The sequence below is a fragment of the Calditrichota bacterium genome, assembly GCA_014359355.1.
Classification (GTDB): Bacteria; Zhuqueibacterota; Zhuqueibacteria; order JANLFK01; family Oleimicrobiaceae; genus Oleimicrobium.
Map to the genome: position 1 here is coordinate 1 of JACIZP010000304.1, position 23,295 is coordinate 23,295.

20 protein-coding genes are annotated in these 23,295 nt (G+C 60.8%); 1 reads left to right on the plus strand and 19 read right to left on the minus strand.

Features of this window, described 5'->3' with window-relative positions:
* From H5U38_13015 to gcvH, 19 genes are all read right to left on the minus strand, one after another.
* On the minus strand, positions 1–367 hold a 367-nt coding region (locus tag H5U38_13015; protein MBC7187947.1), incomplete at its 3' end, for a hypothetical protein.
* A 33-nt stretch (positions 368–400) separates the two neighbouring features.
* Positions 401–2,221, minus strand: coding sequence for an aldehyde ferredoxin oxidoreductase family protein (locus tag H5U38_13020; protein ID MBC7187948.1), 1,821 nt, complete (start codon positions 2,219–2,221; stop codon positions 401–403).
* Positions 2,205–3,485, minus strand: coding sequence for a 4Fe-4S binding protein (locus H5U38_13025; GenBank protein ID MBC7187949.1), 1,281 nt, complete (start codon positions 3,483–3,485; stop codon positions 2,205–2,207). The genes H5U38_13020 and H5U38_13025 overlap by 17 nt, the downstream gene beginning before the upstream one ends.
* Positions 3,466–4,272 (minus strand): hypothetical protein, encoded by an 807-nt coding sequence (locus tag H5U38_13030; GenBank protein MBC7187950.1) that lies wholly within the window; start codon positions 4,270–4,272, stop codon positions 3,466–3,468. Before H5U38_13030 ends, H5U38_13025 begins: the two co-directional genes overlap by 20 nt.
* Before the next feature lie 82 nt (positions 4,273–4,354).
* A complete protein-coding gene (locus tag H5U38_13035) occupies positions 4,355–4,579 on the minus strand; it encodes a DUF2892 domain-containing protein (protein MBC7187951.1) in 225 nt (74 codons plus the stop codon).
* A 301-nt stretch (positions 4,580–4,880) separates the two neighbouring features.
* On the minus strand, positions 4,881–5,879 hold the full coding sequence (locus tag H5U38_13040) for an inorganic phosphate transporter (GenBank protein ID MBC7187952.1): 999 nt from the start codon (positions 5,877–5,879) through the stop codon (positions 4,881–4,883).
* Between the two features lie 10 nt (positions 5,880–5,889).
* Positions 5,890–6,501 (minus strand): DUF47 domain-containing protein, encoded by a 612-nt coding sequence (locus H5U38_13045; GenBank protein ID MBC7187953.1) that lies wholly within the window; start codon positions 6,499–6,501, stop codon positions 5,890–5,892.
* A 368-nt stretch (positions 6,502–6,869) separates the two neighbouring features.
* Positions 6,870–8,069, minus strand: coding sequence for an isocitrate/isopropylmalate dehydrogenase family protein (locus H5U38_13050; GenBank protein MBC7187954.1), 1,200 nt, complete (start codon positions 8,067–8,069; stop codon positions 6,870–6,872).
* A gap of 44 nt (positions 8,070–8,113) precedes the next feature.
* On the minus strand, positions 8,114–10,051 hold the full coding sequence (locus tag H5U38_13055; GenBank protein ID MBC7187955.1) for an aconitate hydratase: 1,938 nt from the start codon (positions 10,049–10,051) through the stop codon (positions 8,114–8,116).
* Positions 10,052–10,145: 94 nt separating this feature from the next.
* Positions 10,146–11,426, minus strand: a complete 1,281-nt coding sequence (locus H5U38_13060; protein ID MBC7187956.1) for a citrate (Si)-synthase — start codon at positions 11,424–11,426, stop codon at positions 10,146–10,148.
* Positions 11,427–11,584: 158 nt separating this feature from the next.
* Positions 11,585–12,010 (minus strand): hydrogenase iron-sulfur subunit, encoded by a 426-nt coding sequence (locus H5U38_13065; protein ID MBC7187957.1) that lies wholly within the window; start codon positions 12,008–12,010, stop codon positions 11,585–11,587.
* 29 nt (positions 12,011–12,039) lie between these two features.
* Positions 12,040–15,087: a CoB--CoM heterodisulfide reductase iron-sulfur subunit A family protein gene (locus H5U38_13070; GenBank protein MBC7187958.1), complete on the minus strand. Its 3,048-nt coding sequence runs from the start codon at positions 15,085–15,087 to the stop codon at positions 12,040–12,042.
* A gap of 37 nt (positions 15,088–15,124) precedes the next feature.
* Positions 15,125–16,012, minus strand: a complete 888-nt coding sequence (locus tag H5U38_13075; GenBank protein ID MBC7187959.1) for a CoB--CoM heterodisulfide reductase iron-sulfur subunit B family protein — start codon at positions 16,010–16,012, stop codon at positions 15,125–15,127.
* Entirely contained in the window at positions 16,009–16,536 is a 528-nt protein-coding gene (locus H5U38_13080; GenBank protein MBC7187960.1) for a 4Fe-4S dicluster domain-containing protein, read from the minus strand. Before H5U38_13080 ends, H5U38_13075 begins: the two co-directional genes overlap by 4 nt.
* Positions 16,537–16,572: 36 nt before the next feature.
* Complete coding sequence (locus H5U38_13085; protein ID MBC7187961.1) at positions 16,573–17,622, minus strand: lipoate--protein ligase family protein; 1,050 nt, start codon at positions 17,620–17,622, stop codon at positions 16,573–16,575.
* 70 nt (positions 17,623–17,692) lie between these two features.
* A complete protein-coding gene (locus H5U38_13090; protein ID MBC7187962.1) occupies positions 17,693–18,772 on the minus strand; it encodes a (Fe-S)-binding protein in 1,080 nt (359 codons plus the stop codon).
* Positions 18,769–20,205 carry an FAD-binding protein gene (locus H5U38_13095; GenBank protein ID MBC7187963.1) on the minus strand — a complete coding sequence of 479 codons (1,437 nt, stop codon included), beginning with the start codon at positions 20,203–20,205 and terminating at the stop codon, positions 18,769–18,771. The genes H5U38_13090 and H5U38_13095 overlap by 4 nt, the downstream gene beginning before the upstream one ends.
* A gap of 39 nt (positions 20,206–20,244) precedes the next feature.
* Positions 20,245–21,489, minus strand: coding sequence for a nickel-dependent lactate racemase (gene larA, locus H5U38_13100; GenBank protein MBC7187964.1), 1,245 nt, complete (start codon positions 21,487–21,489; stop codon positions 20,245–20,247).
* Between the two features lie 99 nt (positions 21,490–21,588).
* On the minus strand, positions 21,589–22,026 hold the full coding sequence (gcvH, locus tag H5U38_13105) for a glycine cleavage system protein GcvH (protein ID MBC7187965.1): 438 nt from the start codon (positions 22,024–22,026) through the stop codon (positions 21,589–21,591).
* A gap of 432 nt (positions 22,027–22,458) precedes the next feature.
* Here gcvH and H5U38_13110 point away from each other — a divergent pair, with 432 nt between their 5' ends.
* Entirely contained in the window at positions 22,459–23,289 is an 831-nt protein-coding gene (locus H5U38_13110; protein MBC7187966.1) for a hypothetical protein, read from the plus strand.
* Positions 23,290–23,295: the final 6 nt, after the last annotated feature.

Consider the following 23,295-nt stretch of genomic DNA (forward strand, 5'->3'; position numbering starts at 1 on the left):
AGAACCAGGTGGCCAGGCCCACGAGGAGCGGCAGCGTGCTCTCACTGGCCTTCACCCGCGGGGCGAGCACCGAAACGGCGACTTCCACCAGGAGCGCAAGAAGCACCACGGCAAAGATCTGGCAGCCAAAGAACGGCACGTTCAGGAACTTGAAGAAAGCTGCGACTATTCCCGCACTAAGAATGGCACCCCGCTTGCTTTCCAGCACATGGAGCACTCCTACCAGCATCACCGCGAATGAAGGTAGCACTATGGCACGTGCGGCGGTACCGCTCCACGCAAGAGTGGCATCCATCAGCACCTCTGCCATGCCCCACAGACTTCCCACCATAACCGCCGCCACAAGCCAACCTCGCTTACTTACCATCCTTGCTCCTCCATTCGTTGGAAAATGTTGCCGTCATCGCATGAAATCCAGCATATCGGCAATGCCCAAGTCGCGCAGGGTCTCCACCCTGGGCACACCGTTCTCGTCCCAACCCATGAGTTTGTAGTAGTCAGCTCGGAGTCTGTCCAGCTCCACTACCTGCCCCTTTGCTCGCCCCGCCGGGAGCGGTTCCGCCACACACCTCTTGGGCAGGGTGTCGTCGTTGGCGGTAAAGCCCTCACGCAAGTTGTAAAGCCGCGCTAAGTTGACGATTCGCTCGCCCACTTGGTCGAGCTCGCGCGGGCTGGCGTAGGCCAGGCCGGTACAGGGATTGACCATCTGCCAGACTTCTTTGAGCGTGATGCCGAATTTGACGAAATAGCAAAGGATGAGGCAGTTGACCACGGCGCTGTCGGTCTGGTTCACTTTGAACAGAGCTGCCTTCCCTTCCGGCGTCAGAGGTTCGGCCCCGCCGAGGATTTCCACCAATGGGGAGCCTCTCAAGTGGCAGGCGCCCCGCTCGGAGATGGCGTAGCTTAGGCCGATCCCCTTGGCGGCACGGGGTAGATAGCCCGGCATCTCTAAGCCCTTGACGTGCATGGCGAAATCTTCGCTCCCAGGGAAGTGCTTGCTAATCTCGCGTACCCCTTTCTCTAACAGCTCTCCGATCCCTTCGCCTTTAGCAATCTTCTCTGTCAACTGTACCAGGGCCTCACCACTGCCCCACACGGCCTCGATCCCGTCCAGCTCCCCCTTGCCCACCATGCCCCGCTCGTAGAGTTCCATCACAAAACCGATGATGTTGCCGACGGTGATGGTATCGACGCCGTACATGTCGCACAGGTAGTTGGCGTAAATTATCGCCTCGTGGTCGGCAACGCCGCAGTTGCTGCCCAGGGCAAAAATCGTTTCATAGTCGGGTCCATCGATGGCAGTATCAAACTTTGGGGAGTAGGCGATCTTTGAGCAAGCGATGGGGCACCCTTCGCAGGCGATGTCCTTTTTCCAGTAATGCTTGCGCCACACTTCGCCTGCCAGCGCCTCCGCCTTGTCAAACTGCCCGTACTGGAAGTTACGGGTGGGCAAGGCGCCAGCGGCGTTCACCAAAAGGACGATATTCGGCGTGCCAAAGTCGACCATGCGTTTGACCTGGCTGCTCATGCGCAGCATGCGGTGGGCAATCCACACAGCCTCCTCGTACTCCTGGCGGTTAGCCACCTGCACCGAACCCGTCCCTCGGAGAGCTATCCCTTTGAGCTTCTTGGAGCCCATGACTGCACCGGTGCCTGCTCGCCCTGCGGTGCGCAGGCCGCAGAACACACCGGAAAGAGTGGCCAGGCGCTCGCCCGCGGGACCGATCACCGCCGTCTGCACGTCTTGGCCATAGCGCTCGCGCAGGGCATTGGCAGTCTCGGCGGTGTTCTTTCCCCAGAGGTCGGCCGCATCCACCAGTTCCACCGACTGGTCATCCAGAACGAGGGCCTTCGGTTGCTTGGCCGCACCCTTGATGACCACGGCGTCATAGCCCGCGTACTTGAGCGTCTGACCAAAGAAGCCGCCGCAGTAGGAGTCCATGTAAGTGCCTGTCTTGGGGCTCTTTGCCATCACGCAGAGCCGGCTTGACGTGGGGGCGATGGTCCCGGTCAACGGACCGGTGGCAAAAATGAGCAGGTTGTCGGGCCCGAGCGCGTCCACCTTAGGCGCCATGCGCGTGTAGAGCAGGTACGAGCCGAGCCCCTTGCCCCCTAAGTAGAGGCGGGCTATCTGTTCGTCCAACTCCTCTGTGGTGATCGCACCGGTGCTCAGATCGACGGTGAGGATCCTGTTGGCGTAGCCTCTATTCTGCATGGACATGTCGCGCTCTCCGCTTCCACTCGGTAAGGACGATGGCGCCACGCTTGCACCATTTCACGCACTCCGGATCGCCCTCACACAGGTCACAGACCACTGGGTAGCCATTCTCGGTGAAGATAAGATCAAAGGGGCAGGCCTCGACGCAGGCGCCACATTGCGTGCACAGGTTCCGCTCGAGAACGAGCCGCGAGTCAGGCCCGATGGTGAGCGCACCAGGCTGGCAGGCTTCCACACATTGGCCACACAGGGTGCAGACCACCGGACGGATCGGGCTGAGCTCGTCACCCAGCGGAGGAAACTGGATACGCAGCCGCGCGCGTGTCTGGCCGTACCCTGGGGTGTGCGCCCGGACGCAGGCAACCTCACAGAGCTGACAACCCACGCACTGAGTGGGCACTGGCTTGAGTCGCTGTCCCAAAGCGCGGCGCTCTCCCAAGATCTCGGCGATGGTCTTGCCGCCGTGCACCAAGGCGACAATGTCGGAGACCATCTTCTCGGGGTCCTTGGCCTTGGTGACGTTGCGGCCAAACACGGTGCCACTGGCGCCGGCGCGCAGTGCCTCGTCCACTAACTCCAAGGCATCGCGGGGGACATCGGATTTGGCACCGCCCAAGACCAGCACAGGCACACCCGCTTGATCCACCAACTGCTTGAATGACTTTACATCGCCGGTGTAGGGGATCTTCAGTGCGTCGGCGCCGATTTCCGCCGCGATGCGCCCCGAAGCGATGAGGATCTCGGCAATATTCACGCCGGTGACCATGCCGCCCACGGCCATAGGTTCGATGATCAACGGCAGGCCAACCTTGCGGCACTCCTTGGCAAAGTCGGCCGCCTGCTCGATGTTTATGGCCTCGAACTCATCTCCGTAACCGATGAAGTAGTAAATGGTGATGGCCGAAGCGCCCATAAGCAGGGCGTCGCGGGCGCGAGAGGTGGCCATCTTCTTGAAGTTGACCACCGGCAGCACGTTGCTCACGTTGGAGGCACCGAGGCGGGGCATGTTCATCCAGTCGGCGCGAATGAGCATTGCCGGCGAGTCCTTGCCGCGCAGGAGGTGACCGTGGCGCACTGCCGTGCCAAAGCTGATGAGAATGCCATCGGCGCCGCCGCGGACCACCAGCTCCAGGATGCGCCGCAACTCCATCACATTGGGGGTGACATCAGACATCCAGCCGTGGTCAGCGGCCACGCACACGGCTCGCCCGTCCCTCGGGTTGAACAGGCGATTCAGCCGCGCCGTCTTACCTGGGCAGCGCACCATCGTCAGGTCTCCTGTAATGCAAATGCTCGGCCAGCTTGGTCAATTGGCCGGCATAGTCGTCCTGGGCGATCACTTTTTCTCCAACGACGATGCCGCGAAGGCCGGTCTTGAGCAGTTCTTCCACCTGGCCCGCTTCTGGGATCTCATCCAGGCGGACCAATACCGGCACGGCGATCCAGTTGCCAATGGTGGCGCAAGTGGCCATCTCACATTGTGGGATTATCAACACATCCGCACCCAGCTCCTGCATGAACGACACGCCGAGTTTGATTGACTCCTCGAAGTTGCCAGGACCCACCTTGAAGCCAATCGGGCGAATGTCGACCACCAAGGGCAGAGCCAGGCGATAGCAGTCGCGTGCCAGCAGCGATAAGGATTCGATGTTCTTCGCCTCGGCTTCGTCGTCAAACCCCAGGAAGAGACTGGCGACTGCAGCGCTGGCCCCCAACGCCAACGCATCTTCAGCATCGGAGATGAATAGGTGTTTGAACTGCGCAGCCGGGAGGCAAAAGTCCGGCCCGCGGTAGACGTTGCTCCAATCCACCCGCACCAAGGGGCTTGCCCGTCTCCTACCGCCAAGCAACTCGGCATGATGCTCTGCCTGCCCTGGGTTCACAATAATCCCGTCCAGGATCTCGGTGACCTCGCGGAGGACCTCATCGATGTGGGTCAGGCCGGGGCTTGCTCCCACAGAAGCAGGCAGCGTGGTGTCCAACAGGAGCGCCCTTCCATCCGCTGCGCTGATGAAGTCACTGATACGGATCGTCTTGCCTATGTCGACTTCCATGCTTCCTCCGCGAGTCAGGGACATGGGAAATGCCAAACTTCAAGGACCGGCACACCTCAAAAGGGTACCGCACGCTCACCTGCTATTTGGCGGCCTGTTCCCGCTCTTTCTTGCTCAGCGTGCAAATCTTGAAGGGAACGTAGAGCGGGCAAAAACCGACAAAGCTGGTAAGCAGAAAAACCACCGCCACAATGCCCAGAATAATCGCCAGCGTGCCCGAGATGACGTTCAGGATGTACAGCAACGCGATGACCAGCGCCACCAGAATGCGCACCGTCCTGTCCACTGAACCCATGTTCTTCTTCATAATTTCCTCCGCTCTTTGGTTGGAAGGCTTTTCTACTATCAAAAGCACGTGGTGGCTACACCAGCTCGGCCTGTTTTCAGCACCCAGGTGAGCACCTGCCTTGTGCCTGGCGGAATTTACGAAATAGCGAAGCTCCAGTCAAGCGAATTTGGTGGCGAACACGGGGAGGTCAAACAGCACGTTGCACGGAGCTGGACCCGCAAGCTACGGTTCCAGCCTCCTGTGCGAGCGTCCCGACTTCGCGGTTGCACCGGAAGGCACCGAGCGCCAGGTGGCTCATTCCCCTCAGTCCGCGACGGTCTCAGAGGATGAGCTTAAGCAGCTCGAATGTACCGGCCGCCACCAATGCCGCGCCAGGCATGGTCAGAATCCAAGTGACGACAATGTGCAGAGCTACGCCCCAGCGGACTGCGGAAAGACGATGCGTGGCGCCCACGCCCATTATGGCGGTGGAGATGACGTGCGTGGTGCTGATCGGCGCTCCGAGCAGCGTCGCCACAAGTATTACCGCACCCGCGGAAAACTCGGCGCTGAACCCGTGCACGGGGCGGAGCTTGACCATCTTCATGCCCATCGTCCTGATGACCCGCCACCCCCCCACCGAGGTGCCGAAACCCATGAAAAGGGCCGAGCCCACGATGACCCAAGTCGGCACGTGAAACTCCTTGATGAAGCCTCCCACCAACAGCGCCGCGGTGATGATACCCATCGCATTCTGCGTGTCGTTGGTCCCATGACTCAGGGCCATAAAGGCAGCCGATGCAATCTGGCCAAAGCGGAAGAACCTGTTGACACGGGAAGGCATCATGTTTCTCACGATCCAGAAAATGAGGACAAGCAAAATGTATCCTCCGACGAAGCCCAGGACCGGTGAGACGAGCATGGCGATGAATATCTTCTTCAAGCCTGCCAGCTTCACCACCCCGAGTCCATGCGCCGCACCCGCCGCGCCGACGATGCCGCCCACCAGCGCGTGGGTAATGCTGATGGGTATGCCTGCGTAGGTGCAGCCGGCGCTCCACACACTTGCGCCCACCAATGAGGAAATGACTACCACCTGGTCCATGGCTGAAGGGTCCACAACCCCTTTGCCCATCGTCTTAGCCACGGCAGTGGTGAGAAAAGCCCCCAGAATATTCATGAGCCAGGCGAGGAAGATGGCCTGGGCGGGAGTCAAAGCGCGGGTGGAAATGGTGGTGGCGATGGCATTGGCCGCATCGTTCATGCCATTGAAAAAGTCATACGTCCACGCGAGGGCGACGACGATAGCTAAGAAGGTCAGACTGTCGAAGGGGTGCATCGCCTCCTGCTCACACGTTCTTCACCGAAATCGCCTCCAGCACGTTGGCCACGTCCTCACAACGGTCCGTGGCCAGCTCCAGATCCTGATAGAAATCCTTGAGCTTGATAATCTCAATGGGGTCAGTGCAGTTGTGGAAAAGCTTAGCAAGCCCGTGGCGGAACACCCTGTCCCCCTCATTCTCCAGGCGATTGATTTCGATGCAATGCACGCACATTTGCGCTGGGTGGCGAAGGAGGCTTACCCCGCGCACGATCTCCGCCGAGGCCTCAGCGATGATTTTCGCCAGTTTCACGGCATCCTCGCCAGGGTTGGTCAGCTCAAAGAGATAAACGCGGTCAGCGGCAGAATCAACGAGGTCGATCACATCGTCTAAGGCCCGACACAGGGCGTAGATATCCTCCCGATCGAAAGGGGTGACAAAAGTGGTGTTCAGCTTGTTGATGATTTCGTGGGTGAGCTTGTCCCCCTTGTGCTCCAGCTCTTTGATCTGGCGGCCAAAGCGCTCGGCTTCCTTGCCGGACTCGAGCATCTGCACAAGGAGCTGTGCCGCCTCCTGAATGTTGGCAGCAGCCTCGGCAAACATCTCAAAAAACCGCTCATGCTTCGGAAGAATCTTCATCGGGTGCGCACCTCGCCATTGAAGGAAATCAACTGCCACGGAACAGGAACGGGCGGACAATATACAAAACCCAATCTTCCCTGTCAAGACATTATTTCCCCTGCGGCGTGCTGGCGCCGGGCTCCGCCCTGGCTTCCGCCAACGGGATGATGCGTGCAAGGCACCGGGTGTGCCGCGGGCTATCTTGGCTTTACGAGTGGTCACTTGCCGGCCCAGGCACCGGTCAAGCCAGGGGCACACCGCTGATCACCTTGCGGAATCGGGACCAGTCACCCGGGCACAAGAACGCCGCCCAGTTTGATCCGGCATGGGCGGCGTCTTGATGTGGACGACAGAGCAATTGTCTTCTGGCTCGCTCTGCGCAGAATTCAGGCCCTCGCGTATGCCTCCCAACGTTGACGCAAGTTGGGGTCGCGGACGGTCTCCAGCAGGTAACCGGCAAACTCGCGCCCGGTGGCTCCGGTGTCTCTACCGGTGATGACCAACCGCTTCTCGAACTGCCCACAGATGTCCAGGGCCATTTCTAAGCGCTCGGCCTTGTCCGGGTAGCCGATGTGGCGGAGCAACATCGCGCCGGCGCGAATCATACTGCAGGGGTCTGCATACTTGCCTCTGCCCTCTTTGATCATGCGCGGCGCCGAACCGTGGATGGCCTCAAACATGGCGTAGCGCTTGCCGATGTTGGCGCTGCCCGCAGTGCCCACCCCGCCCTGGAACTCCGCCGCCTCATCGGTGAGGATGTCGCCATAGAGATTCTGCAGGACAATGACGCGGAACTGGGTGCGGCGCTTCGGGTCCACCAGCTTGGCGGTCATGATGTCAATGTACCAACCTTCCCAGGAAATCTCGGGGTAGTCTTTGGCCACTTCGCCGGCGACCTCCAGGAACAGTCCGTCGGTGGTCTTGATTACATTCGCCTTGGTGACCACGGTGACGCTGTTGATCTTGTTCTTGTGCGCATAGTCGAACGCCATGCGAATGATGCGCTCTGCCCCCTGGCGCGTGGTGACGGTGAAGTCGAAGGCCAGGTCCTCGGTTACTTGGATACCCTTGCTCCCCAAGATGTAGGCACCCTCGGTGTTCTCACGGAAAAAGATCCAGTCGATTCCCTCCTTGGGGACCTTCACCGGTCGAACATTGGCAAACAGGTCCAGGGCGCGCCGCATCGCCACGTTGGCGCTCTCGATGTTGGGGTAAGGACCTCCCTTCTCTGGCGTAGTGGTCGGGCCCTTGAGGATCACGTGGCACTTCTTAATCTCCTCCAGCACGTCGTCAGGGATCGCTTTCATGTGCTTGACGCGATTCTCGATGGTCAAACCCTCGATGGTTCGGAAGACAACTTTGCCAGACTTGATTTCGTCGGCCAGCATCTCCTCCAGCACCCGCTGTGCCTCAGCCGAGATGATAGGCCCAATCCCGTCGCCGCCGCATACTCCGATGATGATAGGCTTGAGGGTGGAGTAGTCGATCCAGTCCTGGGCCTGCTTCATCTGCTCGACGCGCGCCAGCTGCTCCTCGACAAGCTTGCCAAAATGAGCCTTTGCCCTCTCGATTGCTTCCTGGTTCATCTTTTGTCCTCCACTGCAAAGCCTGGTCGCTGCTCGCCCAATAGCTATTGCTGCCCTCTCGTGTAGTTCAACAAGCCGCCAGCAAGGATGATCGCCCGTTGTCGTTCACTCAACTCGTACACCAGCTCCAGTTCCTCGCCTGTGGCCAGCTTGCGCGCTATGAGCGGCTGCCCTTTCAGCAGACGCATCTTCAGCTCTGGCAATTCTAATTGGTCCCCTTGGGCGAGACGCTCATAGTCCTGTTCGTCCTTGAAGCGCAGCGGCAGGATGCCGAAGTTGATGAGGTTTGCCGTGTGAATGCGCTCCAAGCTCTTGGCGACCACCGCCTTGACCCCAAGGTACATGGGACAAAGTGCGGCATGTTCTCTGGACGAGCCCTGGCCATAGCTCCAGCCGCCGACCACAATGTTGAACACCCCCCTTTCCTTGTTCTTCATGCAGCGCTCCGGGAAGGTGGGGTCGATCGGCTCGAACACGAAGGTTGCGTACTTGGGAACGTTGGAGCGGTACTTGAGGCGCGAGCCAGCAGGCATGATGTGGTCGGTGGTGATTTTGTCGCCCACCTTCAGCGCCACTTCCGCGCGCAGGGCATCCGGCAAGGGTGTGTTGGCGGGCGGGTCACCGATGTTGGGGCCTCGGAGAATCGCCACCTTTTCGGGATGCTCCGCAGGCGGAAGAATAAGGCTATCGTCGATGGTGAATCGCTGCGGCATAGGGATGGCCGGGTAGCGCATTCCCAGATCCCGGGGATCGGTGATCACGCCGGTGAGCGCACAGGCCACGGCAGTCTCCGGACTGACCAGGTAGACGTTTGCCGACTTTGTGCCCGAGCGCCCCTCAAAATTGCGGTTGTTGGTGCGGATGGATACGGCATTGGTCGGAGGAGCTTGGCCGTTGCCAATGCAAAAGCCGCATGTAGCCTCCATGATGCGCGCACCTGCGGCGATGAGGTCGCTCAGCGCGCCGCTGTCGGCAATCATGCGCAGCACCTGCTTGGACCCCGGGGCAACGACAAAGCTAACCTCCGGGTGCACGGTGCGCCCTTTCAGCACTGCGGCCACGGTCAGCAAGTCCTTTACCGAGGAATTCGTGCAGCTGCCGATGCACACCTGGTCAACCTTGGTACCCGCTATGTCTCGGACGCGGCAGACATTGTCGGGGCTGTGCGGCTTGGCAATCATCGGCTCGATGGTGGAAAGGTCCAGTTCGATCACCCGGTCGTATTCGGCGTCCGGGTCGGGGGCAAGCGGCACCCACACTTGTTCGCGGCCCTGCGCCTTCAGGAATTGCCTGGTTACCTCATCGCTGGGGAAAAGCGAGGTCGTCACCCCCAGCTCGGCACCCATGTTGGTGATGGTCGCCCGCTCCGGCACCGATAGGGTCGCAATCCCTGGCCCCCCGTATTCGATCATCCAGCCCACGTTGCCCTTAGTGGTGAGCATCTCCAGTACTTTGAGGATGACATCCTTGGCAGCAACCCAGGGCTGCAAGCGACCGGTGAGCACAATCTTCAGGACCTTGGGATAGGTGAGATAGAAAGCGCCACCACCCATGGCTACCGCCACGTCCAGACCCCCGGCGCCGATGGCCATCATCCCCAAGCCGCCGCCTGTGGGGGTATGGCTGTCAGAGCCGAGCAGCGTCTTGCCCGGCACGCCAAAGCGTTCCAAGTGCACCTGGTGGCAGATGCCATTTCCCGCTTTGGAGAGATAGATCCCGTACTTGGCAGCCACCGACTGCAGGTAGCGATGGTCGTCGGCGTTCTCGAATCCGTCCTGGAGCGTGTTGTGGTCGATGTAGCTCACCGAAAGCTCAGTCCTGACGCGAGGAATCCCCATGGCTTCGAACTGCAGATAGGCCATGGTGCCGGTGGCATCCTGGGTAAGGGTCTGGTCGATGCGGATGGCGACCGGTTCACCAGCCTTCATCTCCCCTTCCACCAGGTGAGCAGCGATGATCTTTTGCACAAGGTTCTGTCCCATGATGGCCCTTCGCCCTCCTTTGCGCAACGAAGAGACACCCCAACAGGCAAAGGGGCTGCCCTCAACGGTATGAAGGCAGCCCCAGTCTGCAGAGCTACGCTGCGCCGACTTGCTTCTTGACCCAATCGGTGCCCACCGACTTGGGACGCTCGATGGGTGCGCCCATGGCGCGGTCGACGATTAGTTGGGCGCACATGCCCAGAGCGCGCGACACGCCAAACAGCACCGTGTAGTAATCGAACTCCTTAAGGCCAAAGTAGTAGAGCAGCGCCCCTGACCCGGCGTCCACGTTGGGCCATGGGTTTTTGGCCTTGCCGTGGGCCTGCAACACCTCCGGCACCACTGCAAACAGCCGGTCGACGATCTGGAACACCTTGTCCTGCGCGCAGACGCGCTTGCCGAAGGCATGGAAAGCGGTGTAGCGCGGATCAGTGGCCCGCAGCACCGCGTGCCCATAGCCAGGGATCACCTTGCCTGAATTCAGCGTGTCCCAGGCAAACTTCTTCAGCTCTTCGTCGCTGGGCACGCCTTTGTACTTCTCCAGGATCTCTAACACGAATTTCAGGCATTCCTGATTGGCCAGCCCGTGCAGAGGTCCGGCCAAGCCGTTCAGCCCCGCAGAAACGGCGTAGTAAGCATCCGAAAGCGCCGAGCCCACCAGGTGGCAGGTGTGGGCGCTCACATTGCCGCTCTCGTGGTCGCTGTGCAGCACCAGGTACAGGCGCATCAAGTTGGCGAACTCCCCGGTGGGGTCATCGAACCCCAGCATGCGCACATAGTTGGCGCTCCAGTCCAGTTTTGGGTCGCCTTTGATGAGCTTGCCATCCTTGAAACGGATGCGGTAGACACCCGCCGCCACCGCCGGCAGCCGTGCCAAGAGGTTGAGCGAGTCCTCCAGCATCGGCTCCCAGTACTCGGTCTTGGTCATGCCCTCGTCGTACCGCTTGCGGAACAGCGACTCGCGTTCCATCACCAGGATGGCCGTGTCGAACATGGCCATGGGGTGCGAATCTTTGGGCATGGCACGCAGCACTGCCCACACATACTCGGGGACCTCCGCACGTTTGGTGAACTCATTGCGCAGGTCCTCCAGCGCCGCCTTGTCCGGCAGCTCTCCGGTGCACAGCAGGTAGAACACCTCCTCGGGTGTCTTGTCGGTGAGCTGGGCGATGGGTATGCCTCTGATAATCAGCCCCTTCTCCGGATCCACCAAAGAGGTGTCGCAGATGAGAGACTTGACGCCGCGCATGCCGCCATACGCCTGGGCCACGGTGACCTCGGAGATGACCTTGTCGCCGTGCGTCTTGACCAGGTTGGCAATGTCTTCTCGCAAACGCGGAATCTGCTCAGCCAGTTTCTGCTTCAAGGTTGCCATGCGCCGCCCTCCTTTTGGTGCGATTCCTCCTGACTTCAACTATCCCTTTGCAGCTGGCCTTGATGCTGAAGCCGCATGGGTACCCTACTCATCGAGCGTAACAGCCAACCACCCCTGTGACGCAGTCAAGGCCCAACGCCTGTCGATTCCATGCAGAATCACCCCTCTCCCGACGCGCGGAATGGGCTCGGCCCAAGTCTCCTCACGGTCTCTACGAAATCGTTGACCATCTGCTGAAACTTCACTGCCTCGGTGGCCAGGACCCACTCCAGGCGCAATCTTCGCGGGTCAACGCCGAACTGCCGCAGCATCGTGCGCAAGAGGGCGAACCGCCGCAGCGCGCGAAAGTTGCCGCCGACGTAGTGGCAATCGCCTGGATGGCAGCCAGCGATCATCACCCCGTCGGCGCCACGGCGCAGCGCCTCCATGACAAATTCCGGTTCCACGCGCGAGCTGCACTCCATGCGCACCACGGCAAAGTTCGGCTGCATAGGCAGCCGGGCCACACCTGCCAGGTCCGCCGCAGCATCGGCACACCAGTCACAGCAAAGCACCACGACTTTGGGTTCAAACGCGCCAGTCACGCCTCTCTCCTCGCCTCAGATTCCGTCCATCAGGCCAGCGCCGCGCCGATGACCGCCATGAGCTGCTCCCGGGTCCGCCCTTGTTGCCCCATGGCGCCGCTGGGACAAGCCGCCACACAGCAGCCGCAGCCGGTGCACATGGCCTGGATGACCTCGGCGCGCTCCTTGTAGCGCCCGTTCTCGCGCACGCGGTTGATACGAATCGCATCGAACTCGCAGGCGCTCTCGCAAATCCGGCAGCCCGTGCAGAGCTCTTCGTCTGGGTGCGCATACACCCCTTGCCAGGACAGTTCGCCGCGTGCCAGCAGTGCCGTCACCCGCGCCGCAAGGGCATGGGCGTGGGTCACCGATTCCCGCAAGGAGCGCGGCGAATGCGCAAGGCCGGCGACAAACACGCCTGCGCGGGCAAAGTCCAACGGCCGGAATTTGCTGTTGACTTCGGCAAAGAACCCATCTTCATCCAAAGGCACGCGCAACACCTTGCTCAGTCTGCCGTTCTTGGCCGCGACCACTCCGGTGGAAAGAACCACGAGGTCCGGGGTAAGCAGCAGCATTTCGTCAATAATCTTGTCCAGCACAAGCACTTCGAGCTTGCCGTTCCGCTGTCTAACCACCGGCTTCTCCGCTAAGTCATAGCGGAGGAAGATCACGCCGGCCTCCCTGGCCTTGGTGTAGTATTCCTCGCTGAAGCCATAGGTCATGATGTCCCGATTCAGCACATAGACCGCCAGCTCTGGATTGGCCGTCTTGAGGGCAAGGGCATTCCGGATGGCCTGCGCACAGCAGATGCGGCTACAGTAAGGCCGACGCTCATCGCGCGAGCCCACACACAGAATCATGACCACGGACTTGAGCCGCGCGGGGTCGATTTTGCCCTTGGCGAGCCGTTGCTCCAGCTGGGTCTGGGTGAGCACGCGGCGGTTTCTTCCGTATAGATACTCCCTTGGTTGATATTCGACGGCACCTGTGGTCACCACCACGGCCCCATGCTCCAGCTGGCGCTTCGCCCCAGAGGCCCTTCGCACCGTCGTGCGGAAGTTGCCCACGAAGCCATCAACACGTGTCACTTCCGAGCGCAGGTGGGCTGTGATCCGCGGATTCGCTCTGACCTTCTCGATGGTGGTTCGCACAAAGTCGGCAACGTCCAATCCCTCCAAGGTGCGATCGAAGAGCAGCGCGTTGCCCCCGAGTTCTCCGCTCTTCTCCACGAGGTCGACCGCGAAGCCCTGAGCGGCAACGTCGAGAGCCGCAATCATGCCGGTGACGCCGCCGCCGATGACCAGCGCCCGGGGTGTGACCCTGAGCGCGCCACGCGGCGCTGCGACGGCGCTGTGCAAACGCATTGCCGCTGCGTGGAGCAGGAACCTTGCCTTCTCGAGTGCCATTCCGCGGTCGGCGTGAATCCAGCCCACCTGCTCCCGCAACGGTACTACCTCCAACATGCGGCGATCAACTCCCGCCTCCGCCAACATCTGGACGAAACGGTCTTCGTACAGGTGAGGCGAGCAGGCGCCAAACAGCACCCGGTTCAGTCCATGCGCGCGGATGTCCTTCTTAACCTCCGCCAAGGTCGACTGGAAGCAGAGCAGGTCCACCACCGCCACATGAGCAACTCCGGGAAGGTTCCTTGCGGCATTCGCCAAGGCCTGCAGGTCGAGAACATCGCCGATTTCTCCCTTGCACCCGCAGAGAAAGATGCCAATCCGTGGCTCGGAGCCCCGATGCTCTGCGGGGCTCAACACCTGCTCTGCCTTGCCACGCGCATGCCGGCCAGGCTTGACCACGAGGGCTGCTTGTGCGGCAGCGGCAAGTCCTTGGGCCACGCTCTCTGGAATATCGCGGGGGGCAGTGAGGGCGCCGCAGGCAAAGACCCCGGCCCGTCCGGTGGTCACCGCGGAGAAGCCGGGGTATGAAACAAAACCGTGGCGGTTCACCTTTGCCCCCAGGGCAGAGGCGAGCTGAGCGCTTTGCTCCGCAGGGCCTAAGCCTACCGAAAGAACCACTAACTCGAACTCCCGCCGCTGGAATGAGCCATCCTCGGCCTCGTACACCACGACCAGGTTCTTGCTGGCGGGGTGTTCCTCCACCGCCGACACCCGGCATCGGGTGAATTCAACCCCCAGTTCCTGTTGGGCCCTCTGGTACACGCGGTGATAGCCCTTGCCGAAGGCGCGCACGTCCATATAAAAGATCTGCGACTGTATTCCTGCCGCCTTGAGGTGTGCTGCCTCCTTGATGGCAAACATGCAGCAGGCCGAGGAGCAGTAGTCGTGTTCGGCATCCCGGGAGCCTATGCACTGGAGAAAAGCCACCGAGCGCGGAACCTTGCCGTCCGAGGGGCGGCGCACGGCCCCTTGTGTTGGCCCGCCCTCGCTGGTGAGCCGCTCTAACTCAGTGCTGGTCACCACATTGGCAAATCGGCCGTAGCCAAATTGGCTCAGTGACGATGGGTCAAACTCTCGGAATCCAAAGGCAGCCACCACCGCGCCGACCTGTAGCCGCTGGGTGGTCGGCCCGGCCTCCAGGCAAATAGCAGCCGTGGGGCAAATGCGCACGCATTCGCCGCAGCGCGTGCAGGCGACCGCGTCGATAGTGTAGAGGCGCGGTATGCCCAAGCCGTGGCGCACGTACACCGCTTTACGCACGCTCAGCCCCTGGTTGAACTCGTCCTTAACCTCCACCGGGCACGCTGGAACGCAGCGGCCACAGGTAATGCACTTTTCCGGGTCCACGAACTGCGCGCCGGTCACCACGGTGGCCACGAAGGCCCCAGGCTTACCTTCAAGGGCAGTAACCTGGCTGTCAAAAAGCACCTTGACGTTGGGGTAGAAAAGCCCACGCCGCAGGCAGAAGCCCGACACCCCCTCACCGGGCACGGCCGGCAAGAGCTTGCAGAAGCCGCAATCGTCGGTGGGGAACTGCCTGTCGAGCTGCAGCACCTTGCCCCCCACCATCGACGACTTGTCCACCAGGTAGACGGGAACCCCCATATCGGCCAGCTCGATGGCCGCCCGAATGCCTGCAACGCCTGCCCCCACCACCAGCACTGCTTGAGTCTTCTCCCTTTGCTGCGCCACGTGCTTCGTCCCTCGCGCTTCGGTTGCTGGAGATCCCTTAGGCCACGGCCGCCGGTAATACCTTGGCCAACACCTCGTCTGGCCGCACCTTGTTGAGGCGGAAGCCAAGGTCCTTCGGGTCGTAGCCCATGGCAAGTCCTAACACCTGGGGATAGAAAAAGACCGGCAGGGCGATTTCACGCTGAAACTGCTCCTCCACCTTCTTCTGGTTATCTTCGTAGAGTACGCTGCAGAAGGGGCAGATGGAGATGAGCGCATCCGCCCCAGCAGCCCGCACATCGCTCAGTTTCAGGCCCGACAGTCCCAAGGCCGTCGTCTGCTCCACACCGAGGATGGCGCCACCGCAGCAGTACTTCTTGGTCTCGTAGCGGATGACCTCAGCACCGGTAACTGCCACCAGCTCGTCCAGAGAACGCGCCGCCTCGGGGTCGTCGAAAGCGTCATAGTTCCCCTTGGGGCGCACAAAGTGGCAGCCATAATGCGGGGCCAACTTCAGTGCCGTCAGCGGTCTGGTCACGTGGCGGCGCAGATCCTCGAGGCCATAGTCCTCGTACAGAATCCGCGCAAAGTGCTTGACCTTGACGCTACCCCGGTACTGGCGCTTGATCTTGCGCAACTGGCGGTTCACTTGCCGCAACAATTCGGGGTGTTGCTGCAGCTCAAGATTGGTCTCGGTGAGCACCGCCGAACAGGCGCTGCACAGGCAGCAGACATCCAGTCCTTGCTCCTCGGCCACCGCCAAGTTGCGGGCCGCCATGAGCAGAGTGGTCTGCGCATTCGTGGACTTGACTGGAAAGCCGCAACAGGAGAAATCCTCCACGTCCACCAACTCGATCCCCAGCCTGGCAGCTACCGCGCGCACGGCCACTTCGTAGTTTTGGCTGCGGATCGGCACCGTGCAGCCGAGGAAAAGGGCGTACTTCATGGCTGATTGGCCTCCGCCGCTTCGGTGTACTTGCCCATCCCGGTCATGCGGAAGATCTCCTGCACCTCGGGGAACGTCTTCTTGACCGGAGGAAGGCCCAGGCGCTGCCGCTTCTTGTTGTCAAAATCCTCCACCTCATAGAGGCGGCCAAATCTGCCCACCAGTTCTGCCTGCTGGCGAAAAGTGGGGTGGAGATAGCCCTCGCGCGCCGCGATGTTCTTCACGGCAGTCATGATGTCGGTCACGCGCACCCCTTGCGGACAGCGGTCGGCACAAGTGTAGCAGCCGGAGCAGAGCCAGATGAAGTCACTGCTCAGCACCCGCTCCCTCATGCCCAGCAAGATCATGTGCACCAACTGCCGGGGATTGTAGCGCGTGTCCACGGCGTGCACGGGACAAGCGGCTGTGCAGGTGCCGCAGGCAAAACAGCGGGCAATGAGCTCACCACCTGGCTCAAGAGCCACCTCTCGCCAGAAGCCGGGGGTCAGCTCCTCGAATCTGGTAATTGGCTTACCTCTCTTCATATTGGCCACGGTCACGCTCCTCATCGCCTGCGCCATCTACCGTGCGTTCATGATGGCCATGGAGAAATCCTCGGCGGTCACGCCCGGCGTTTCCACTTGCCGGTCATCGCAGAATTCGCCCACCCGCTGGACGATATCCTCAGGCTGCCGCTTTACCCCTTTCAGGGAGTTCTCCAAGCCAGCCAGCTCCTCCTTAGGGTAGAAAGTAAAATCGCCCGAAATGCCCAGGTCCTTAATGCGCTCCCGCTCCACTTCCTGCACGGTGCGGATCAGGCCCCCTGGCGCCTTGTGGATGCCGAAGGAGATCTCCACGCCTTCGCGGATCTTCACGCCTGTGGCCACACGCGGCGTCTTCTTGAAAAGGAACTCAGGTGAATTGAACTCCTTCTCCAGCCGCGCCATGGTTGCCCAGAGCTCGCTGGTCATCTCTGCCGGCTCCAGGGGTCCCACCAGCCGCGTGAAGTGCCGCACCAGGGCACGCTTGATCTCTTCGCGAGGAGGCACGGCGCCGAGCTCCCGCTTCATCGTGGTCAGGTTCTCTTCCATGCTCTTGAAAATCTTGTCGCGGAACTTTTCCTCCGGCACCTTGAGCACCCGCACCATCGTCTCGTAGTCAAAGTCCAAGAGGATGCCTCCGACGAAGACCATGCAATCGCCGATGTCGGCGCCGCCTTCGCCGGCGATCTTCCGTCCCTCCGCGGTCACGATGTCGTTGACCGGCCGAAAGCGGGCCTTGATGCCGAACTCGCGGTAGGTCTCCACAGGCGCCTGGGAAAACCATTCGTAGATCTCGCTGATTTTCTTGGGGAAGTGGGGGTTGGAACGCCGCCAGATGAGCTGGTAAAAGATCTGGTTACCATCCAGATAGGTGGCGCCGCCGCCTACCTCGCGACGCATCGCCGGAATCTTCACCTTCTCCAGGTATTCCAGGTCGATCTCCTGCTTGGCGTCCTGGAAGTAGCCGATGCTCACCAGCGGGTCTTGTGGCGAGACGATGACCAGGCTTTCCACGCCCATGCGTGCCAGAGCGTGAAAGATGAGCATTGAATTCTGACCAGGAAGCTTGTCCAAGTAAAACAGCTGCATGCCGACCTCCGCCTTCGTTTCACCTGAAAACTCGCCTGCTCCAGCTTCCCCTCCCTACAAGTCACCGCGTTCAAGCGCCCGCCGAGCGGAGCGCGTCCCACACCAGGTCGGCCACGTCGCGCACGACGATGTCGCCCTCCCCTGCTTCGGCCAACGAAGTAGCTCCCTTCTTGAGGGTTTGTTCGCAGGTGGCGCAAGAGGTGACGATAGTCTTTGCGCCTGTAGCCATTGCCTGCCGTACCCGGTTGCGCGCCAATTGCGCCGACAGCTGTTCGTTGGAGGAGAGAATGCCGCCACCGCCACCGCAGCAGCGCGTGGTGTTCTTGCTCTTGGGCATCTCCTTCACTTCTGCGCCAATCGCAGCCAGTACACGCCGTGGCTCTTCCACCACCTTCGCACCGCGCGCCAGGTCGCACGGGTCATGATAGGTGACCGTCAGTTCTAACTTCTTGACCTTGTCGGCTGGGAGCTTTTCGGCCACTGCCTGCAGGAAGTGACGCGTCGGGATACCGTACTCCTCCTTCAGGAAAACCGTGCAGGTGGGACAGAAGGTAATGGTCGGCTCTTTCGCCAACATCCCGGCCAAGCGCTTCTTGTGCTCCTCAAACTTGTGGACAAAGCCCAGAGAGACCAGCGGAAAGCCGCAGCAGATTTCTTCCTGCACCTTAGGCTTGAAGCCGATCATCTCGAGTATTTTGAGATACTTTTTCACCTTGTTCGGCCGCGCCAAGAACTGGCAGCCGATGAACACGCGCACCTCCCCCGCTTGCTTGGGCAGCATCACCTCCCGGTCGCCGAAGATGTTGCCGGAGGCCATCACGTTTTCTGCCAGCATGATCTGGCCGGGGAAGGCCAGGCCCATGTCCACCAGCTCGGCGCGTGCTGCCCGCACGATCTGTGGCACTTTGACCTTCGAGGGGCAGCGCCGCTCACAGTCGCCGCACATGGTGCATTCGTAGATCCTCTGCGCAACGCTTTCGTCAGCCTGGATCTCGCCGGTGAGCATGCCGTACGCCAAGATGTTGCGCCCCCGTGCCGAGGTGCCATCCCAAAGAATCTCGTCAAAGGGTGGACAGACGTTCTTGCAGTACCCGCACAGAGTGCAGGTGATGAGTTCGTTCAACCACGGTTTCAGATATTCGCCTTTCATTGCGACACCTCCACAGGGTACCGTAGGTGGGTGATGAACCCATTTTCCCATTCCTGAATCTTGTGCGGGTTCATGATGTTATTCGGGTCCAAGGCCCGCTTGACGGCCTTCATCGCCGCGATCAAGCTGGCGCGCTCCTGGCGGAAGTACGGCGTCTTGGTGATGCCGATGCCGTGCTCGCCGGTCACCGTGCCACCCAGCTCCAGCACAATGTCGTAGATTTCCTGCACGGCCTTGTCCGCCTGTCGCCAGTGATCCGGGTTGGTGGGATCCATGAGCACCTTGGTGTGTAGGTTGCCGTCACCGGCGTGCCCGTAGGCAGGAATTTCGATGTCGTAGCGGTCGGAGACCTCCTGGAAGCGCACCACCGCCTCCGGCACTTTGGAGATGGGCACGGACATATCGTCGGCAAGCATCACCGTGGCGTACTCCTTGCGCAGAGCGCTCAGGGAGGGGATCATCTGCTTGCGGCCCTTCCACAGCTCCTCCAGGCGCTTGGGGTCCTCACTGAAATCCATGGACACCGCGTTGTTCTTCTTGCACACTTCGGTGACCTTTGCCAGCTCCTCCCGCACCGCTTGCAGATTGTTCCCGTCGACTTCGATGAGCAGGATGGCATCCACCTCGGGCAGCCCCAGGCCGGTGGCCTTGTTCACGGCCTTGATGCAGGTGGCCGACATCAGCTCCATGTTCGACGGCAGGATCGGCACCGCGATGATGTCCGACACCGTTTGCCCTGCCTCGCGGATGTGGGCAAACGCCGCCACGCACCCGGCGCGGTAGGTGGCCAAGGGCACCAGCTTGAGCGTGATTTCGGTGACGATGCCCAAGGTTCCTTCTGAGCCCACAAAGAACTTTTCGAATTGGTAGCCGCTGGCCCCTTTCACGGAACGGGCGCCGCACCGGGCAATATCGCCGGTGGGCAGCACCACCTCCAGGCCGAGCACGACATCTCGCGTGGCCCCGTACTTCAACGCCTTGTCACCCGAGGCGTTGCAGGCGACCATGCCGCCCAGCGTTGCCGCCTCACTGCTGGCCGGCCCGGGAATGAAGAACTTGTACTTCTTCAGGGCGGCGTTCAGATGGTCGCAGACCACCCCTGGCTCCACCACGCAGATAAGGTCCTCGACACAGATCTCTTTGATCTTCTTCATGCGCTGCAGGTCGACCACCACGCCGTGGTCGATGGGCACCGAATGCCCGCAGAGGGCAGTACCGGCACCGCGTGGCACAACCGGGAACTTGAATTCGTTGGCCAGCTTCACGATCTGTGCGACTTCCTGCGTGGTGATCGGCTGCACGACCACGTCTGGCACCTCGCGGTGAATGCCACCGTCAAAGGCGTAGACGTAGCGCTCAGCGATGCTGGTCTTGCAGCGGTCCTCGCCCACGATGCTCTGCAATCGTGCGATGACCTCTTTCTTGAGCGCCATGACCTGTCTCCTCTCTTTCGGTTATCCCTCCGGCCGTACTCAGCCCAAGAGTGGCACGGTGATGCTGCCATCCATCAGGAAGATCACCTGGCAATCCGGTCCTTTTTCTACTAACGCCGCATCCAGGGCCTCCTGCACCGTGCGGAACGGCCTGATAAAGATTGCCTCCAGGTCCTTGTCTGGCAAGTCTGTGACCCCCCACACCTGTGCCCAGGTGTTGATCTCCGCCATCTTGGCCGCCTTGTGGTAGCCAAGTTTGAACTCCTCGCCGATTCTCTGGATAGTTGCCTGCGGGGAATCGCAACTGGAAAGGAGCTCGAAGAAGGTGCGCTCGCCGATACCGGTGCGGCACTTGGAGACCATGATGAGAATGCCGCCCTCCTTGAGCGCCAACTTGCCATTGTCCAAGGCCTTCTGCGATTGATACAGATCCACATCCATGGGATAGGGCGCCACGGAGACCACGACGTCGGCCTTGGCGCGAATCTTCACGGCAAAGACCTCGTTGGCCTTGGCAATGCACGCGCGGAATGAAGCGTGCAGGTCGCCGGCGGCAGCTGCATAGATCCGCCGGTCCCGATCCAGCACGGTCTGAATGGAAAAGATCTCCTTATCGGCGATGCTGCGCAAGGCATCGATCATGTCCTCGTGCACCGGATTGCCTTCCAGCGCCAGCGCCTTGGCCTCAAGACGCAGCGCATGCTTGTGGTTCTGCTCGATGGTGGCATAGGAGGCAATACCAGGGAGAAAAGACTTGCGGCCGCCTGTGTAGCCGGCAAAATAGTGGGGTTCCACCGAGCCGATGATGACAATCTTGTGCGCCTCCACGCCCATGCGGTTGACGTACATCTCGGTGCCGTTCACCGAGGTGCCGATGTGGACCATCTCCTCCTGCTTGCGGCAATCGTGGACGTAGATGCGGTCTTTCAGATAGGGGTAGTGGCGCCCAAAGATGAAGTCATACTCCTCCTGCGTCGGCGCCCGGTGCACGCCGGTGGCGATCAAGAAGCGGGTTTTTGCGAGAGGAATCTTTGGCTGGAGGATGTCGAGTATCTTGGCGGTAGGAGTGGGACGCGTGCCGTCGTTGACAATGAAGAGAACGTCTCGGGCATCTGAAAGAAATTCGTCGAAAGGGCGCGATTGCAGGGGCGACGAGATTGCCGCCATGAGTGTTGCCATCTCATCGCCGACCGCCACGGAATTGGGGTGCAGCACATGCATCACGTGGTGGTCAGCGATCTCGACCTGCTGCGCCTCTTTGCCGTACGGGATCGCAAGTCTCACCGGTGCTCTCCTCACGGAAAGTGGAAAAAACACTCTGCTGCGCTCCCCCTTCATGCTGCGCCCCCTCGTTCAGCAAAGCACCGAGGTCACACGGCGCAACTACTTCTTCTGCTTTTCGCGCTCCACGCGCTCCTTCTCTCCCTCCAGGTACTTGGGGATGTCGCCTATCTTCATGAGGCCAGCGAGCTGGGCATCCAGGTCAGAGGCTTCGATGACCATGATCCACCCGTCGCCGTAGGGGGACTTGTTGATCAAGTTGGCTGTGTCCTCGAGGGCACTGTTCACCTCGGCAATGGTGCCGGTAAGTGGGCTGACAATCTTGCCCACCCACTTGCTGGACTGCAGCTTGCCGACCGTCTCCCCTTCGGAGACCTCATCCCCCTCGAAAGGAAGGTCCACGTAGACGATTTCACCGGAGAGCTTTTGGTAAAAGTCCGTCATCCCCACTCTGGCACGGCCACCACCCTCGGGCTTGACCCACGTGTGCTCCTTGTGGTAGTAGAGATCGTCTGGATAGTCGTACCCTTCAATCTCCATAGCTGCCTCCTAGCTGATGCCTTGATGCAGCACTACATGCCGTGCGCGACTGCGCGAAAGCCGCAAGGCAGTGCGTGACAGCCCTTTGTGCTCCGGGCGCGAAAACCCCGTGGGGCCGCGGTATTATACAAAATTCGCCCCTCAAAGTCAAGCAAAACCGGCCACCTTTGCGGGATAAGATTGCTTCTCAAACTGTATGCCATGCGCCAAAAGATGAAAGTCCGAAGGCGCCTCCACATTTACAGGGATTTGCCACCACCCACGACCGCCCTCCCGGCCTTCCGCAAGCGAGCACTTCCCAAATCTGGGAATACCACTCAGGGCGGTTGGCATTTTTGGGAAAGCACGCCGAGCCTCCTGCTCTGCGCTTTCCGCTTGCTTGACTGGAGAAAATGTCGTAAAATAGGAACACAGCGAAACTTGAGGCGCGGCATGAACGGTCGGGCTCGGCAACAAGAGACTATTCGCACCATCATCAGCCATCGAGGGCTGCGCTATGCAGCCGACTCGCCGTTGGACAATGTGCTCTTGCCGGAGCCAGCAGACGCGCAGGCCTGCGAGGAGTACCTGCGCTTCATGAAGCGTTATTCCTTCCGCTTGCTCCTGCGCGATGTCATCAAGTATCGCGCCGGTTTTCGCGCCGAGGACCTGCTGCACTACTGCTCGCCGCGCAAGGCCCAGCGCTACGTGGAGTATTTGCTCCGGGCAGGGGTAATCGTCCCGGGAGAAAGTCAAAACACCTTCCAGTTGCGAAACCAGGCCGTGTACAGTTTCGGCGATACGCTGGAGTGGTACGTCGCGCAGCTCTTTGCCCGGGCCTTTGCCGCCAATGTGGCCTGGGATGTCAAAGTCTACGATTTGCCGGCGGGCGGGGACTTTGACGTGATTGCCCTCCTGGGTGAGTTGCTGGTCTACGTGGAGACCAAGTCCAGTCCACCCAAGAACATCCATCAGCCGGTGGTAGCGGCGTTCTTCGACCGCGTGGAGGCTTTGGCGCCGGATGTGGCCATCTTCTTGGTCGACACCCATCTGCGCCTGGCTGACAAGATCAACAAAATGGTGCGTCATGAGCTCCGACGCAGGACAGGAGGCCAGGCGACAGTCACCTTGCGGCCGCTCCGCCGCGGGGTGTACGCTGCATCGGCCGGGCTGTTTGTCATCAACAGCAAGCCGGACTTGACCCTGAATCTGCGCCTCTGTTTGCGCCACTTCTGGGCACAGCGCGCCCGACAACGTCTCTTTGGCACAGCACCACAGGAGTGAGGAGAA